This window comes from Microvirga massiliensis (genome assembly GCF_001006805.1).
Lineage (GTDB): Bacteria > Pseudomonadota > Alphaproteobacteria > Rhizobiales > Beijerinckiaceae > Microvirga > Microvirga massiliensis.
Genome location: NZ_LN811350.1, coordinates 380365 through 396492, shown reverse-complemented (window position 1 = coordinate 396492; position 16128 = coordinate 380365). Strand labels below are relative to the sequence as shown.

Genomic DNA, 16128 nt, shown 5'->3' with positions numbered 1-16128 from the left:
ACAGGGATCGTGATTTCGCTCGCGTCCCAAACCCTGTAATCCGCACCTTCCTGCCTTGCCGGCCCCGCTACCCGCTCTCCATGGCGGTCTCACCTGGAGCGACCCGATCCCATGCGCGCCCTTCAGCTTTTCGGCGACCGCGACCTTCGCCTGACGGACATCGATCCGCCTCCCGCGCCGGAAGCCGCAGAGGTCCAGATCCGCGTCCGAGCGCTGGCGCTCAATTATCTCGACGTCTGGGGCTTCCGCGGCATGGCCTTCGCCAAGCGCAAGATGCCCCAGATTGCGGGCGTCGAGGCTGCGGGCGAGGTCGTGGCCGTCGGGCCGGATGTCACACGCTTCAAGGCCGGAGATCCCGTTACGATGTACGGCGCCGATACCTGCGGGACCTGCAAGGCCTGCCGGGAGGGCCGCGACAATCTCTGCGAGAACGTCGCCGGGATCATGGGCTTCCACATCGACGGCTTTGCCCGCGAATTGCTGAACCGCCCGGAGCGCCTCGTCGTGAAGGTCCCGCCGGGAGTGTCTTTCGAGCAGGCCGCCTGCGCGCCGATCGGCTTTGGAACCGTCCAGCACATGCTGTTCGACAATGCCCGGCTCGAGCCCGGCGAGTCGATCCTCGTCCATGCCGGCGGCTCCGGGATCGGCAGCGCCGCGATCAAGATGGCGAAGGCGATCGGCTGCACGGTGTTCACGACCGTCGGCGACGACGAGAAGGCCGAGAAGGCGCGCGCGCTCGGCGCCGATCACGTGATCAACTATCGGACGGAACGCTTCGAGGGCGAGGTCCGCCGTCTCACCAAGCGGAAGGGCGTCGACGTCGTCTTCGAGCATGTCGGCGCCGATACTTGGAACGGCTCGCTCCTGTGTCTCAAGCGGGGCGGCCGGCTCGTGACCTGCGGATCGACTTCCGGCGTCTCGACGACGATGAACCTGATGCAGCTCTTCCAGCAGCAATACCGGATCTTCGGCTCCTTCGGCTGCACGCTTCGGAACATCGCAGACGCCCTCGACAAGATGGCGTCGGGTCTCCATCCGGTGATCGATTCCGTCTTCCCGCTCGACGATTTCCAGAGAGGCCTCGAACGGCTCGAGAGCCGGCGCGTCTTCGGCAAAGTGGTGATCACCCTTTGAAGATGCGCCCGCTTCCCATGGCGCCGTCCCGGCGCCGCAACCTCGCGGCCCGCGCCGCAGCGCCCGCGATGGTCGGCCTTACGCGGAGTGTATTCGCGCTCGCGCGCAAGCTCGGACCGGATCGGGCGAGCGATGTCGGGGGAGCGCTGGCACGCCGATTCGGCCGCCTCCTGCCGGCTCACCACACGGCGCTTGCGAACATCCGCGCCGCCTTCCCGGACCTCCCGGAAGAGCGGGTGCGCGAGATCGCTCTCGAGGCCTGGGACAATCTCGGCCGGACGGGTGCGGAATATGCCCATCTCCAGCATCTGTTCGACTGGGACCCGGAGCACCCGGACGAAGGCCGGATCGAGGTCGCGGGAATCGAGCATTTCCTCGCGCTCCGCGATGATGGCCGGCCCGGCATCATCTTTTCCGCGCATCTCGGAAACTGGGAGCTTCCGGCGATCTGCGCGGCGCGGTTCGGGCTCGAAGCCACTGCGGTCTTCCGCGCTCCGAACGACCCGGCGGTCGCGAGCCTCGTTCACGAGGTCCGCAGCGGGACGATGGGCGGCCTTGAGGCGGCGCGCCAGGGTGCGGCCTTCGCGATGCAGGGTGTTCTCGAGCGCGGCGGGCATCTCGGCATGCTCGTCGACCAGCACTTCACCCGCGGCGTCGGAGTCTCGTTCTTCGGAAGGCCTGCCCTCGCCAATCCGATTCTCGCCAAGTTCGCTCGCCGTTTTGAATGCCCGGTCCACGGCGTTCGCGTCATCCGCCTGCCCGAGTACCGCTTCCGTCTCGAATTGACGCCGCCCCTCGATCTGCCGCGCGACGCGGAGGGCCAGATCGACGTGACCGGCGCGATGCAGGCGATGACGTCCGTCGTCGAAGACTGGGTCAGAGAGCATCCCGGCCAGTGGCTGTGGATGCATCGGCGCTGGCGTGCTCCCGCGCCGGCCGGCCGCCCGAGCCGGCGCTGAATCAGTCCACCGCATGCAATTCGAACCACGCTTCAACGCAACGTGAGTTTCCGTCGACGACGGTTTCGTGTTGAGTCGCGACCATGGTTACGAGTCTCGTCCGGCTGTTCGGCAGCCTCGGCATCCTCGCCGGCACACTTCTGGCGGGGAGCGGTGCTCTCGCGCAATCCGAGCCCGACAGGAGCCCGCGCGCCGTCGTGGAGCTCTTTACGAGCCAAGGGTGCTCGTCCTGTCCGCCTGCCGATGCAAATCTGGCGGAATTGGCCCGCAGACCCGACGTGATCGCGCTGACGCTGCCGGTCGACTACTGGGATTATCTCGGCTGGAAGGACACGCTCGCGCATGCCTCCTTCTCCGCGCGCCAGCGGGGCTATTCCCATGCGCGCGGCGACCGGCAGGTCTTCACGCCGCAAGCCGTAATCAACGGGCGCATTTCCGTCATCGGCTCGGATCGCGCGCAGATCGAGCAGGCCCTGCACCAGAGCGCATTGCCCCTGCGGGTGAGCCTTGCCGAGAACGGCGCGCAGGCCTCGATCATGATCGAAGGAGAGCCGACCCGCGACCCGGCCGATCTCTATGTTCTGCCCGTCGTCAAGGCCCGCACCGTCGAGATCGGCCGCGGCGAGAACCGGGGTCGCACCATCACCTATGCGAATGTCGTCCTGGCAGTCACACGGATCGGCGAATTCACCGGAGGCAGCTCCCGGGTGGACGTTCCCCTGTTGGTGGCGCGCGGCTCCGGCGATGGCTTCGTCGTGCTGGTTCAGGGTCGGAGGGGGGCCAAGCCCGGCTCGATCCTCGGGGCGGCCATCAGCAGCGGGATGTAAGATACCGCCAAGACCATCTTCAGCCCCACGATCGAGAAGTCAGCTTCTCGGCGGTCACCCATTCCGCAGGCCGTCCTGCGAACAGCGCCGTCAAACGCATCCCGCCTTCACGCGCTCCTATAGCATCGGACCCAAAAGTGGATTCCACTATTGGGGCTAATCCGATGCTTTGGTCCTTGAGTAGCGCATCGTTCGAGGCGGAAAAGCGGGGCCACTTTTCCCGTACGATGCGCGAGCAGCACAAACACAGCCCCGCTGCAAAGACTCCTGCCGGGGACAAGAGCTTGCGGCGAATTTCCGTCCGCGCCGGCAGCTCGCAGCTTTTGGGGAACCTTCTCGAACTGCATCGAGTTTTCGCGAATTCGACGACGTCACGAGGCTTAACGGGCGCGAACCTTCGCCAGCAGGCTTTCGGGAGGACACCATGCCGGATGCGGTCCAGATCAGTGACAAAGCGCTCGCGGTCTTCGCTTTCGCGATCTATCACCAACTGGAAAGTGGCAGTCGCGTCAAGCAGATCATCCAGGATGACGGCGCCGGCCACCATGCGGATCCGGATGCCATTGCCGAACTGGAGCGGCTCGGTCTCGTGAGCATCGAGAATGACCGGGTCGGCTTCACGCAACGGGGTGAGGCGATGGTAGACCACATCGTCGCGACGATGCGGAGCGCAGCAACCACCGACAACAGATAGCTCCCGCTGCTGCGTGACGTCATTCCGCTGCCATTTCTCTCCCGGCAGTCGGAATGCCATCGATCTCGCGCCCCGGGTAGCGTCCATAGCGCACGCCAGGTCCATTAGGGCTTCCATCTTCGGGTATCAGAGTCATCCCTCTTGCCTCGAAACAAGCCTGGAGCTTCTCCAAGGTGTCGAGCGTCACATTGGGCGGCACACCGAATACTTTCTCGATCCTGCGGATCGTCTTCTCGCTGACCCCCGAATGCCGGGCCAGTTCCTCGATGCTCCAGCGAAGTGCAGCGCGAGCCATGCGAACCTGGCATGCAGTCAGTGCGATTTGCCCACGCGGAAAAGCCATGCTGCCTCCTGACCGGTATCCGGCAATCGGAGACCGGATTTGTAGCAGACGCTGGAATCTGTCCAGGTGCGACCTATGCTTCTGAAGGCCCGTTTGTAGCGTCGACCGAAACCAGATCCTGCGACCTGCATCAGGCGGCGCAGGGAGCGGGAGCTGAGCTTGGATTTCAGCCGAGTGGGCCGGAACGGCGTTGCTCAACGACGGGTCGCAATTGCCGGAGCAGGACCGGGCGGGCTTGCCGTGGCGCTCCTGCTCGCCCGAGCCGGTTTGTCGGTTACGCTCTTTGAGAAGAGTGAGTTCGTCGGCGGACGGACCAGGACGTTTACCGCGCCCGGAGGCTTTCGCTTCGATGTCGGCCCGACCTTTTTCCTATATCCGCGAATTCTCATGGAGATCTTCGCCGCGTGCGGCGAGCGGCTTGAAGATCACATCAGCCTGAAACGCCTCGATCCGCAGTACCACCTGATCTTCGAAGGTGGAGGGGAGATCCGCGCAACGCCCCGGGTCGATCGGCTGGAAAGCGAGATCGCGCTCCTGTCCCGGGCGGATGCACGCCAGGTGCGACGCTTCCTCGATGACAACCGGACCAAGTTTGCGGCGTTCATGCCGGTCCTGCAGCAGGCCTTCTGCCACCCTGGCGCGATCGCCTCGCCCGCGATGATGGCGGCACTCCGCTACCTGCGGCCGCACGTGAGCGTCGACCGGGATCTGCGCCGGTACTTCAGCGACCCGCGCGTCCGTCTGGCATTCTCCTTCCAGAGCAAGTACTTGGGCATGTCGCCATTCCAGTGCCCGAGCCTCTTCACGATCCTGAGCTTCCTGGAATACGAGCACGGAGTCTACCATCCGGTCGGCGGCTGCGGAGCCGTGTCCGATGCCATGGCGGCGCTGGCCCGGCGCATGGGCGTCGACATTCGGCTCGGCACACCCGTGGAGAGGGTGCTCTACCGGGGCGACCGCGCCGTGGGGGTCGTGGCGGGCGGGGAAAGCATTCCGGCCGATGCCGTCGTGGTGAACGGCGATTTCGGCCATGCTGTGCGCCGCCTCGTACCGGAAGAGCATCGCCGCCGCTGGCCCGACGCCAAGATCGAACGGGCACGCCTCTCATGCTCGACCTTCATGCTCTATCTCGGCATCGAAGGGGAAGTCGGAGCGCTCGAACACCACACGATCCTCCTCGCCCGCAACTACGAGCGCAACATCCGCGAGATCGGCAAGGGCGTGCTCTCGCAGGAGCCGTCGATCTATGTGCAGCATGCCGGGCGCACCGATCCCGGCATGGCGCCGCCCGGCTGCACGAGCCTTTATGTGCTCGTGCCCGTGCCGAATTTGCGCGCGCGGGTCGACTGGCATGTCGAGGCCCCCCGTTACCGCGAGCTCGTGCTGAAGCGGCTTGCAGCGTTCGGTCTGGCGGGAATCGAGAGACGCATCCGCTACGAGCGCATTCTCACGCCACTCGACTGGCGCGACACCCAAACCGTCAACGAGGGAGCAACCTTCAATCTCGCCCATGATTTGCGCCAGATGCTCTATTTCCGTCCGCACAATCGGCTTGGGCGGGGGCTTTATCTCGTGGGCGGCGGCACGCATCCCGGAAGCGGCCTGCCGGTGATCTACGAGGGCGCCCGCATCACGGTGCGTCTGCTGCTCGAGGACCTGCGGGCCGAGCGGACGCAGGCGCGCTGGTTCTTCCGAAACCGACAGATCGCCACAGCCCTGGAGGAAGCGCAATGAGATGCGTGCCTGTCGCGGAGATCGGGCCCTCCAGTGCCCTTATGTCGGTGGAAGGCCTCAAGAAAATCCGCAAGCTCGCGGTGTCCATCGCGACGGAATTCGAAGAGGAAGGGATGGCCCGATGACCGAGGCCAGATCGGTTGCGGTTATCGGAGGCGGGCTCGGAGGGCTTGCCGCTGCGTGCGTGCTCGCAGCGCGGGGATATCGACCCACTCTCTTCGACAAGAATGAATGGATGGGCGGCAAGGCGGCCGTGCTGCATCAGGGCGGCTTCCGCTTCGACATGGGGCCGACCATCCTCACGGTGCCACGGGTGCTGGAGCGCATCTTCGCCGAGGCGGGGCGGGACATCACGGACTACCTCGATCTGCGCCGGCTCGATCCCCAGTGGCGCTGCTTCTTCGCCGACGGATCGCGGATCGATCTCGTCGAGGATATATCGGCCATGGCGGAGAGCATGGACCGCTTTGCTCCGGGCCGCCGTGTCGGCGAAGGCTACCGTCGGTTCCAGAAGCTCTCGGCCCATTTGCACGCCGTGTCAGATCGCTTCTTCTTCTGGAAACCCGTCGAGGATCTGTTCGATACGATCGACCTGCGCGCCAACCTTAACCCGTCGACCCTGCGCGACGTGTTGGCGCTTCGGATGGGCACCTCGGTGGCCGGCACCATTCGCGCGAGGGTAAAGGACGACCGGCTCGCGCAGATGCTCGATCACTTCACGCAGTATGTCGGCTCGTCGCCGTACGGCTCGCCGGCGGTCCTGTGCGCGATCGCCCACATGCAGGCCGCGGAGGGCGTTTGGTACCCGATGGGCGGTACGCGCGCCGTCGCCGAAGCGCTGGCACGGCTCGCGGCCGAGCTCGGTGCGGAGTTCCGGCCCGGCGTTGAGATCACAGGTCTCGACCACGCGGCGGGAACGGTAAGCGGAGTGCGCACCGCCGCCGGCGAGCGGCTCGCCTTCGACGCCGTGGTGTCCAACATGGATTCGATCCGCACCTATCGCGAACTCGTGGGAGGCGATGCGGCGGCCCGCTACGAACGCAAGGGGTTCGAGCCGGCTTGCTCGGGCGTGGTCCTCTACCTCGGCCTCGACCGGCGCTACGATCACCTGCTCCACCACGATTTCGTGTTCTCGCGGGATCCCGAAGAGGAGTTCGATTTCATCTACGGCAGGGGCGAGCCGGCGCCGGACCCGACCTGCTACATCGCCGCGCCCTCCTGCACCGACCCGAGCGTCGCCCCTCCGGGCGGCGAGGCGCTCTATGTGCTCGTCCACGCGCCCTATCTGCGCCCGCATCACGACTGGACCCGTCTGTTGCCGGACTACCGGCGCGTGATCCTCGACAAGCTCGAGCGTACTGCAGGCCTTACCGGCATCGAAGAGCGCATCATCATCGAGCGACACCTCACGCCTCAGGACATCCACGAGCGCTACAAGGTGCTGAACGGCGCCATCTATGGGCTCGCCAGCCACGGCCGCTTTCTCGGCGCCTTCAAGCCTGGCAATCGCAGCCGGCACTTGCGGGGACTCTACCTGGCGGGAGGCGCCGCCCATCCCGGGCCCGGCATGCCCATGGTGATGATGTCGGGATGGATCGCGGCAGATGCCCTCGACGCGGATTTCAAGCGTAGCCTGCCGTCGACATCAGGGGCTCTCGACACAAACTCCGGAGGCAGCCTGCGGCACGCGTCATGAGAGGCGACCGCGACACGACACCTGCCAGCCGCGGAACCTTCCTGCGGGACGAAGCGGTTCGTGCATATGTTCCGGCATGGCGCGGAAGCGCGACGCCGACCGCTCGCCACTCCCCGGTTCTCTTCCGGTTCTTCTCTCGGTCCTTCGCCCGCTTCTTCGTGCGGCACATGAATGCCCTGCGTCTCGCCCAATGGGGCGGCCCGCCCCACCTTGCCGCGGGCGAGGGGCCGCTCGTGGTCTATTCGAACCACCCGGCCTGGTGGGACGGCGTCGTCTACATTCTCTCGGCCAGCCGGTTCTTCCCCAAGCACGAGCATTATGCGCCGCTCGATGCCGCGATGCTCGACAAGTACTATTTCTTCGGCCGCATCGGCGGCTACGGCATCGATCTGTCCGGCCCGAGAGGAGCGGCGGCCTTCCTGCGCGACAGCGCCGATATTCTCTCTCGGCCGAACCGGGCGATCTGGATTGCCGCCCAGGGGCGCTTCGCTGATGTGCGCGAGCGGCCTCTGGCGCTGAAGCCCGGGATCGCGCGTCTGTGCGAACTCGCGCCAGGCGCCGTCGTGGTCCCGCTCGCCATCGAATATGCCTTCTGGACGGAGCGAGGCGGAGAGGCCTGCCTCGCCTTCGGTGAGCCATGTGCCGGTCGCGATCTCGCCGGGATGCCGCGGAGAGACCGGCTGGCCTTTCTCGAAACGGCCCTGACCCGGACTCTCGACCGGCTGAGTGCCGATGTGATCACCCGAGATCCCGCCCGATTCGAGGTCCTGCTGGCCGGCCGTGCCGGCATCGGCGGGATCTACGACCACTGGAGGGCTCTCGTCGCCCGGCTCAAGGGGAACAGATGGGACCCTGCGCACGAGAGGAGGGCGTTATGATCATGCTCGCCTTCGTCGCGCTCGCGCTCGCGGCGATGCCGGCGCTGCTCGGAGGCTGGAATCTTCGCCTGATGAGGCCTTTGTCCCACCAACGGGCGCCATCCGGTACCCGCGTATCGATCCTCGTGCCCGCCCGCAACGAGGAGCACAACATTGGCACGGCGGTCACGGCGGCCCTCGCGAGCCGGAACGTGGATCTTGAGGTGGTGGTGATGGACGACGGCTCGACCGATCGCACCGCCGGGATCGTCCGTAATCTCGCCGCGGCAGACCCGCGGCTTCGACTCGTCACAGCGCCGCCCCTGCCCGATGGCTGGACCGGCAAGGTCCACGCATGCCAGCGGCTCGCCGAAGCCGCCACCGGGACGCATCTTCTCTTCATCGACGCGGATGTGCGTCTCGCTTCTCATGCGGCTGCGGCCCTGGCGACTCACATGGAGGATGAGGGCTTTCCGCTGGTGAGCGGCGTGCCCCGACAGGAGATGCGCACACTCGGCGAGCTGTTGACCGTGCCCGCGATCAACCTTCTGATGATCGGCTATCTCCCTGTCGCGCTGATGCGTCGCGCGCCCGATCCAAGCCTCGGCGCGGCCTGTGGCCAGCTCGTCATGGTGCGCACCGATGTCTATCGAAGGGTGGGCGGGCACGGCGCCATTCGCGGCTTCATCCACGATGGATTGCATCTGCCACGCCTCCTCCGGCGCCACGGCTTCGTGACCGACATCGTCTCGGGCACTGATCTCGCCACCTGCCGCATGTACCGGGGCCTTGTCGAAGCCTGGGCCGGCTTCGACAAGAACGCCCGCGAGGGCATGGCTAACGGACGAGCCCTGCCGATCTGGACAGCGCTCCTCTTCGGCGGGCACGTGCTCCCGGTGCTCCTCCTCCCCGCAGCGCTGTCCGGCGCTGCCCCGGCCCTTCTGGTCGCGGCAGCCCTGGCCCTGTCCTTCGGATTTCGCGCCGCGGTGACGCTCGCGGCTCGTGAAAGCGCCTGGACGGTCGTACTGCATCCATTCTGCGTGTCGACCGCCCTCATGATTCAGTGGACGGCGCTCCTGCGGGGACGCCGCCACGCCGCCGGCTGGAAAGGCCGGCTTTATCCCGCGAGGTGAGCATGGCGGATCGAACGCGCCGGCCTGCCAAGGCGCACCGGGACGAGAACTTCCCGGTTGCGTCCCGCCTCATCGCCCCCTCCCTGCGGGAGCCGATTCTCGCCTTCTACCGCTTCGTGCGGAAGGCAGACGACATCGCGGACGATCCGGCCCTCGACCCGGCGGAGAAGCTTGCACGCTTGGCGGCCCTGGAGCGGTCGCTGCTGGCGGCCGATCCGGCCGAGCCACATGCAGCCCATCTTGCCGCCGTATATGAACGGCTCGGGGTCGGCATCCCCGAGGCGCAGCGCCTGCTCGAAGCCTTCCGCCAGGATGCCGCGAAATCGCGCTATTCCGACTGGGCAGACCTCTTGGCTTATTGCGAGCGCAGCGCCGTCCCGGTCGGGCGGTTTCTGCTGGCGCTGCATGAAGAGGGAGCCGATGCGGCGGCACCGGCGGACGCTCTCTGCACGGCTCTTCAGATCCTCAACCATCTCCAGGATCTCGGCGAGGACGCGGCGCGTCTCGACCGGATCTATCTGCCGCAGCCTTGGCTCGCGCGAGCCGGCGGAGAGGTGATCTTCCTCCGCCCCGAGGCGGCCCCGGAGCGACGCCCTGTGCTCGATGCGGCGCTCGACCAAGTAGACGCCCTGCTCCAGGAGGCAGCCTGCCTGCCCGAGCGGCTGCGCAGCCGGCGCTTGGCTGCCGAGAGCGCGGTGACGATTACTCTTGCGGAACGGCTCGCATCGCGTTTGCGACGGGAAGATCCGCTCCTCCGGCGGATTTCCCTCGGACGAATCGACGTGGGGCTCGCCCTTGCTGCAGCCGCCGTTCGGATTCGGTATCGGCAGGGGGCCGAGGCACGTGTGGCGCGAGCCATCGTACGCCGGTCGGGATCCTCGTTCCGGCTTGCCATCGCGACCCTTTCAGGCGAGCGCCGGCGGGCGATGAACGCAATCTATGCCTTCTGCCGCGTGGTCGACGGCATTGCCGATTCTGCTGCTCCACCGGCCGAGAAGATCCGCTTCCTCCATGGCTGGCGGCGCGATATCGACGCGTTGGCGCATGCCCCGGCTACCGCGCTTGGGCGCGAGCTCGCCTGGGCTTGCCGGCATTTCGCACTCCCGTGCGAGGAGTTTCATTACGTCCTCGACGGCATGGAGGCGGATGCAGTCGACCGGGTTCGTCTCGCCGACGATCCCGCTCTCGATCTTTATTGCCGCCGTGTCGTGGGCTCCGTGGGCCTTCTGTCGATTGCGGCGTTCGGAGTCCCGCAAGCGCGGGACTTTGCCCTGTTGCTCGGCCGCACCCTCCAGATCGTCAACATCCTGCGCGACGTCGAGGAGGATGCACGCCTCGACCGCGTCTACATCCCCTTGTCTCGCATCGGCGACGGGCTTGCCTCTCGCCCGGCGACCGACCTCTTGCGCGATCCACGGTTGGTCGCAGCCTGCGGAGATCTTGCGGCCGAAGCGCAGGCGGGATTTGCCGCGGCCGATATCATGCTGGCGCGCCTCGACCGCCGCGCGCTCAAGCCTGCGATCCTCATGATGGAAGCTTACCGCTGTGTCTTGGCGCGGCTCGTGAAGCGGGGCTGGTCTGAGTGCACCAGCCGACCACATCTTGGTCTCCCGGATCGTCTCCGCCTCATGACCCTCGCAGCGAGGCCGGCATGACAGGAGCGCTTCACGTCATCGGCGCGGGCATCTCGGGTCTGGCGACAGCCATCACAGCGGCTCAGGCCGGACTTCCCGTAACGCTCTACGAGGCGGCTGCGCAGGCTGGTGGCCGGTGTAGGACGATCGCGACAGGGGACGGGTTCGTTCATGACAACGGCACGCATGCTCTCCTGACTGCGAACACCAGGGCGCTCGCCTTCTTGGAAGAGATCGGCGCGCGCGCCGGCTGGATCGAGCCGGAACCGGGCGGCATTCCCGTTCTCGACCTGCGGTCGGGACGCCTCGCCCGGGTCGGCCTCTCCCCATGGAGTTGGATCGACCCTGCGAAGCGCCCGGCAGGCTTGCGTCTCACCGATCTCCTGCGTCTCGCCCGGCTGGCGCTGCCGCTGCGGGACCGTCCCGTCGCTGCAGCATTCCCTCAGAGCTCGCTCCTCGAGGGCTTCGTCGAGCCGCTGACGGTCGCCGTGCTGAATACGCCCGTAGCCACTGCCTCGACCCGCCGCCTCGGTTATGTCGTGCGGCGAGTCGCCTGGCCGGGCTCGGCGCGCCTCCTCGTGGCCCGCCATGGCCTGACGGAAGATCTCGTCGCTCCGGCGCTGCGACGCCTGCGAGCCCTTTCTGCCGAAATCGTCACCAATGCGCGCCTGCGTGGTCTCGTTCGGACAGGGAATCGAGTGGCCGGCCTCGCCTTCGCGGACGGAATCATTGATCTCGGAGAAGGCGATCGCGTTGCGCTGGCCCTACCACCCTGGGAGGCCGGGCGTCTGCTGCCCTCTCTCGCCGTGCCACGACAGACCGAGGCGATTCTCAACGTGCACTACCGGACCCCGGGGGCCTCCGCGCCGAGACTCGTGGGTCTGCGCGGGGCACGGACGCAATGGGTGCTCGCGCGGTCCGATCACACGAGCGTCACCATTTCGGCGTCGAAGAGCGTGATCGATCCGCCCGACCCGAGAGTCGCTGGCGGCCTCTGGCCCGAGGTGCGCGCGGCACTGCAGGCGATCGGCATCGCAGCGCCCGAGACCGCGCCGCCCGCACGCGTCGTCATGGAAAAGCGTGCCACCGTCCGTCATGCTGTGGGCGATTCTCTCGGATTTCCGCCGACAGGTCTCGTCAACCTCGATCTCGCTGGAGACTGGGGAGGGCCGCTGCCGGCCACCATCGAGGCCTCGGTCAGGGCCGGAGAAGCGGCGGCGCGCTTGGCCTGCTGGCAGCGGAGCAACGCCGCGCTCGACTGGCCTGCCCGAGCCAAGGAGGCGATCTCGTGGAGCCGCTGACCGTCCTGCTTGCTTCTCCTCGAGGCTTCTGCGCCGGCGTCGAGCGCGCCATCCACGCCGTCGAAATGGTGCGCAGCCGAGCGGCCGGGCCGGTCTATGTACGCCACGAAATCGTGCATAACCGCCGCGTCGTCGAAACCCTGAAACAGGCCGATGTCGTCTTCGTTGATGATCTATCCGAGATCCCGGATGGGGCCGTTACGGTGCTCAGCGCCCATGGTGTCGGGCGGGAGGTCTATGACGAGGCGGACCTGCGCCGGCTCCCACTGGTGGACGCCACCTGTCCGCTGGTCCGGCGCGTGCACACAGAAGTGCGCAGGCACGCCCGCGAGGGCCGCACGGTGATCGTGATCGGCCATGCCGACCACGTGGAGGTCCAAGGCATCTGCGGCCAGACGGAGGGGCGGGTCCTGGTCGTGGAGAGCATCGCCGACGTGGCGCGGCTCACGCTCCCCCAGCCCGAACGAGTCGCCTACGTGACCCAGACCACGCTTTCCGTGAGCGATACGCGCGAGATCATCGCGGCCCTGAAGGCGCGCTTTCCCGCCATCGTGGGGCCGGACACGAAGACGATCTGCTACGCCACGCAGAACCGGCAGGCGGCCCTGCGCGCGGTCGCCGCGAGGGCAGAGCGCCTCGTGGTCTGCGGTGCCCGCAACAGTTCGAACACGAACCGGCTGCGCGACCTCGGCGAGGCTGCGAACCGTCCGACCGTCCTCGTCGAGGAGGCGCGCGAGCTGCCGCGGACATTCGTGGACGGCATATCCGTCCTCGGACTTACCGCCGGAGCCTCGACCCCGGAAACGATCGTGCAGGAGACGATCGCACAACTTGCAGGCTGGCGCACCGTGGCGGTCGAAGAGGTCACGGTGGCAGAAGAAAGGGTGACCTTCGCTCCCGTCGATCTCGGTGCGCTCGACCGTCTCGGGGAAACGGTCACCCGGTGACGAGCGCCGCTGCAGCCGCCTACGAGGTCCTGCGCATGGCGGATCGCCGCGATGGCGGCCTGCCCATCGCCACCCGCAAAGGCCTGCTCACCAACCTGGAAAGGGCAACCCTCGAGGCTCGCGTCTCCATTGCAGCGGCGATCGATGCGGATTTCGGTGGACGTGCTCGCGAGGAGACGCTGATTGCCGAGGTGCTGGTGACGGTGAGAGCCATCCGCAACGCCCGGCCGCGACTCGCACGCTGGGCGAAGCCGCGGCGGGTGGCGGTGGGCCTACCGTTCTGGCCCGGGCGCGCCTGGGAGGTGTCGCAGCCACTCGGCGTGGTGGGCGTGCTCTCCCCCTGGAACTACCCGTTCCAGCTCGCGGTCCTGCCGCTGGTATCCGCCCTGTCCGCCGGCAACCGGGTGGCCCTCAAACCCTCGGAGGCGACACCCAGGACCGCCGCCCTTCTGGCCGATCTCCTGAACGAGGCGCTCGGGCCCGAGATCGCACAGGTGGTCACCGGCGGTCCCGACGTGGCCGAGGCCTTCACACGGCTGCCGTTCGACCATCTCTTTTTCACCGGCTCGACCGGGACCGGATGCCGGATCATGGCAGCTGCCGCGCAGAATCTCACACCGATGACACTCGAACTCGGCGGCAAGTGTCCGGTCTTGGTGCTGCCCGACGCCGATCTCGGCGAGGTGGCACGCGCGATCGTGGCGGGAAAGGGGCTCAATGCCGGCCAGACCTGCATCGCTCCCGACACCGTGCTGCTCGTCGGCATCGCGCGCGAGACCTTTACGGCAGCCCTGCAGGAGGCAGTGCGCCGCCTCTACCCGGATGGCCTTGTCACCGGAATAGCCTCGGATGGTCAGAGAGCTCGTCTCGATGCGCTCGTAGCGGGAGAACGGATCGAGGCACTTGGCCAAGCCGGGTGCGGCACACGTCCCGCGGAGCTGGTGCTCGCGCCTGTCCGGCCTGGATCGCCCCTGTCCTGCGAGGAGATTTTCGGACCCGTGCTCGCGCTCGAAACGGTCGCAGATCTTGGCGACGCGATCAGCCGGATCCGGACGCGACCGACCCCGCTGGCCGTTTATCTCTTCACGCGCGACCGTGCCGCGGAACGCGCAGTTCTTGACGGCACGCGGGCTGGAGCGCTCGTCGTCAATGGGACCGTAACCCAGGCAGCGATCGATGGATTGCCCTTCGGCGGCGTGGGAGCCTCCGGCTTCGGGCGCTACCACGGCCGGGCAGGCTTCGACACCTTCTCGAACCGACGGGCTGTCGTGCGTCAGAGCCGGTTTGCACTCTCACGCCTACTCGATCCGCCCTACACGACACGGACCCGGTCGCTGATCGAACGCCTTCTGCGCTGATCCGAAAGCTTGTTTCGCCTCGCCCGAGGCGGGGCTTTCACGAGGCTTCGGAGCCACGGCGGGTTGCGGTTCCGCAGCGCGGGATAACCGCTTGGATCCGCCGCTTTTCGGGCTGACACTCAGTCACCGACCAATCTATGACTATGCGAAGGAGCGTCCGCATTCAGCGAGAGCGGCTCCGTCACCATCTGGGTGACAACACGGACGGAGGAGGTAATGAGGTTCGCTTTTGCAGCAGCCCTGGCCGCGTCGCTGGTGACGTTCGGGGCTCCGAGCCAAGCCCAGGTCAAGGTCGGCGTCGTCAATTCTCTCTCGGGCAACTTCGCGACGTTCGGCGAACGCTACCGGACGGGAATGCAGGTCGCGCTGGACGAGATCAACGCGAATGGCGGCATCAATGGCCAGCCGCTGGAACTCGTCGTCCAGGATGATCGCTCGGAGGCGCAAAGCGCTCTGGCAGCCGTCGAAGCGCTCGACAGGCAGGGCGTTCCGCTGATCATCGGCTCCTACGCGTCGTCGATCACGGGCCCAATGGCGCAGTTCATGACACGCCGGAAGATTCCGCTCATCGTGCTCGGCAGCGCCGACGACAGCATCACGAATCCAGGCTCTCCCTGGGTGTTTCGCGCCAAGCACAACTCGACGATCGTTGCGACCACCTATTTCAACTACTTCGACTTTCTGAAGAAAAAGAAGCCGGATATTCCCCTGACCAATGTCGCCATGCTGTACGGCAATGGCGCATGGCCGACTTCGCTGGCGAAAGCCGGCAAGCGTCTCGCGGAAGAGCGCGGCTACAAGATCGTCGGGGATCAGGCCTATGACCAGGGCGTTACGGATTTCCGTCCGATCCTCAACCGCTTCCGGTCGGTACAGCCCGATGTCCTCTACATCGTCTCATACGCCGACGACGGCGTGGCGATTGCGCGGCAGATGCGCGAGGTCGGCCTGAACGCGAAAGCAATCGCCATCGACACCTCGGCCGCGCTGCCGAGTTTCATCCAGCAGGTCGGCGATATCTCGGAATACATTGCAACGGTCGTGAGCTGGAGCAGGGACGTCAATTATCCCGGCGCCAAGGATCTCTACGAGCGCCTGAAGGCGCGCGCCGGCTCCGAACCGTCCTTCTACGAGGCCGAAGGCTACTTGGCCCTTGCGGTCGCGGCCGATGCGTTGCGCCGCGCCGGATCGACGTCACGCGAGACCGTGCGCGAAGCTCTCGAGAAGACCGATCTCAAGACACCGGTCACGACCGTCCGATTCGAGAATTTCGACGGCTTCAAGAACCAGAATCCGATCCGCAGCCTGGTTCTGCAGATCCAGGGAGGCCAGCACGTGACGGTCTTCCCGGCCGAACTCGCAGCCGCGGAGGTCCGTCACCCGACGCCGCCATGGTCCGAACGCTGACATGAATGCGGGGGAGCGACGGCGCCGTCGCTCCCCCGGTCTCGACAGGTTCGGTCGAACCTTTCGTCTCGCGAGTTCGGGAACGCCGTGGCGGTTCCCGGCAG

The 16128-nt window shown here is 66.6% G+C and carries 15 protein-coding genes; 14 read left to right on the top strand and 1 reads right to left on the bottom strand.

Annotated features, from left to right (window positions below):
* Positions 1 to 111: 111 nt before the first annotated feature.
* From BN1233_RS01800 to BN1233_RS01785, 4 genes are all read left to right on the top strand, one after another.
* Positions 112 to 1134, top strand: coding sequence for a zinc-binding dehydrogenase (locus BN1233_RS01800; RefSeq protein ID WP_046861772.1), 1023 nt, complete (start codon positions 112 to 114; stop codon positions 1132 to 1134).
* A gap of 17 nt (positions 1135 to 1151) precedes the next feature.
* The gene (locus BN1233_RS01795) at positions 1152 to 2093 is read left to right on the top strand and encodes a lipid A biosynthesis lauroyl acyltransferase (protein ID WP_046862363.1); all 942 of its coding nucleotides are present in this window, start codon (positions 1152 to 1154) and stop codon (positions 2091 to 2093) included.
* An 83-nt stretch (positions 2094 to 2176) separates the two neighbouring features.
* Positions 2177 to 2920 carry a DUF1223 domain-containing protein gene (locus BN1233_RS01790; protein WP_063776684.1) on the top strand — a complete coding sequence of 248 codons (744 nt, stop codon included), beginning with the start codon at positions 2177 to 2179 and terminating at the stop codon, positions 2918 to 2920.
* A 424-nt stretch (positions 2921 to 3344) separates the two neighbouring features.
* Entirely contained in the window at positions 3345 to 3614 is a 270-nt protein-coding gene (locus BN1233_RS01785; protein WP_046861771.1) for a hypothetical protein, read from the top strand.
* 19 nt (positions 3615 to 3633) lie between these two features.
* On the opposite strand, the gene BN1233_RS01780 is transcribed toward BN1233_RS01785, so the two are convergent.
* The gene (locus tag BN1233_RS01780; RefSeq protein WP_048708893.1) at positions 3634 to 3957 is read right to left on the bottom strand and encodes a helix-turn-helix domain-containing protein; all 324 of its coding nucleotides are present in this window, start codon (positions 3955 to 3957) and stop codon (positions 3634 to 3636) included.
* A gap of 159 nt (positions 3958 to 4116) precedes the next feature.
* Between BN1233_RS01780 and crtI the strand changes: the two genes are divergently transcribed.
* The 10 genes from crtI (at position 4117) to BN1233_RS01735 (ending at position 16024) form a co-directional block, all read left to right on the top strand.
* The gene (gene crtI / locus BN1233_RS01775; protein WP_046861770.1) at positions 4117 to 5691 is read left to right on the top strand and encodes a phytoene desaturase family protein; all 1575 of its coding nucleotides are present in this window, start codon (positions 4117 to 4119) and stop codon (positions 5689 to 5691) included.
* Entirely contained in the window at positions 5688 to 5816 is a 129-nt protein-coding gene (locus tag BN1233_RS50455) for a hypothetical protein (RefSeq protein ID WP_280139431.1), read from the top strand. The genes crtI and BN1233_RS50455 overlap by 4 nt, the downstream gene beginning before the upstream one ends.
* Entirely contained in the window at positions 5813 to 7387 is a 1575-nt protein-coding gene (locus tag BN1233_RS01770; RefSeq protein ID WP_046861769.1) for a phytoene desaturase family protein, read from the top strand. The genes BN1233_RS50455 and BN1233_RS01770 overlap by 4 nt, the downstream gene beginning before the upstream one ends.
* On the top strand, positions 7384 to 8265 hold the full coding sequence (locus BN1233_RS01765; protein WP_425311668.1) for a lysophospholipid acyltransferase family protein: 882 nt from the start codon (positions 7384 to 7386) through the stop codon (positions 8263 to 8265). Before BN1233_RS01770 ends, BN1233_RS01765 begins: the two co-directional genes overlap by 4 nt.
* Complete coding sequence (locus BN1233_RS01760; RefSeq protein WP_046861768.1) at positions 8262 to 9377, top strand: glycosyltransferase family 2 protein; 1116 nt, start codon at positions 8262 to 8264, stop codon at positions 9375 to 9377. The genes BN1233_RS01765 and BN1233_RS01760 overlap by 4 nt, the downstream gene beginning before the upstream one ends.
* A 2-nt stretch (positions 9378 to 9379) precedes the next feature.
* Positions 9380 to 11032, top strand: coding sequence for a squalene/phytoene synthase family protein (locus BN1233_RS42565; RefSeq protein ID WP_052763665.1), 1653 nt, complete (start codon positions 9380 to 9382; stop codon positions 11030 to 11032).
* Positions 11029 to 12312 (top strand): hydroxysqualene dehydroxylase, encoded by a 1284-nt coding sequence (locus BN1233_RS44090; protein WP_046861767.1) that lies wholly within the window; start codon positions 11029 to 11031, stop codon positions 12310 to 12312. The genes BN1233_RS42565 and BN1233_RS44090 overlap by 4 nt, the downstream gene beginning before the upstream one ends.
* A complete protein-coding gene (gene ispH / locus BN1233_RS01745) occupies positions 12300 to 13259 on the top strand; it encodes a 4-hydroxy-3-methylbut-2-enyl diphosphate reductase (protein WP_244470860.1) in 960 nt (319 codons plus the stop codon). Before BN1233_RS44090 ends, ispH begins: the two co-directional genes overlap by 13 nt.
* Positions 13256 to 14617, top strand: a complete 1362-nt coding sequence (locus BN1233_RS01740) for an aldehyde dehydrogenase family protein (RefSeq protein WP_046861766.1) — start codon at positions 13256 to 13258, stop codon at positions 14615 to 14617. Before ispH ends, BN1233_RS01740 begins: the two co-directional genes overlap by 4 nt.
* A 216-nt stretch (positions 14618 to 14833) precedes the next feature.
* The gene (locus BN1233_RS01735) at positions 14834 to 16024 is read left to right on the top strand and encodes an ABC transporter substrate-binding protein (RefSeq protein ID WP_046861765.1); all 1191 of its coding nucleotides are present in this window, start codon (positions 14834 to 14836) and stop codon (positions 16022 to 16024) included.
* The last annotated feature ends 104 nt before the right edge of the window (positions 16025 to 16128 follow it).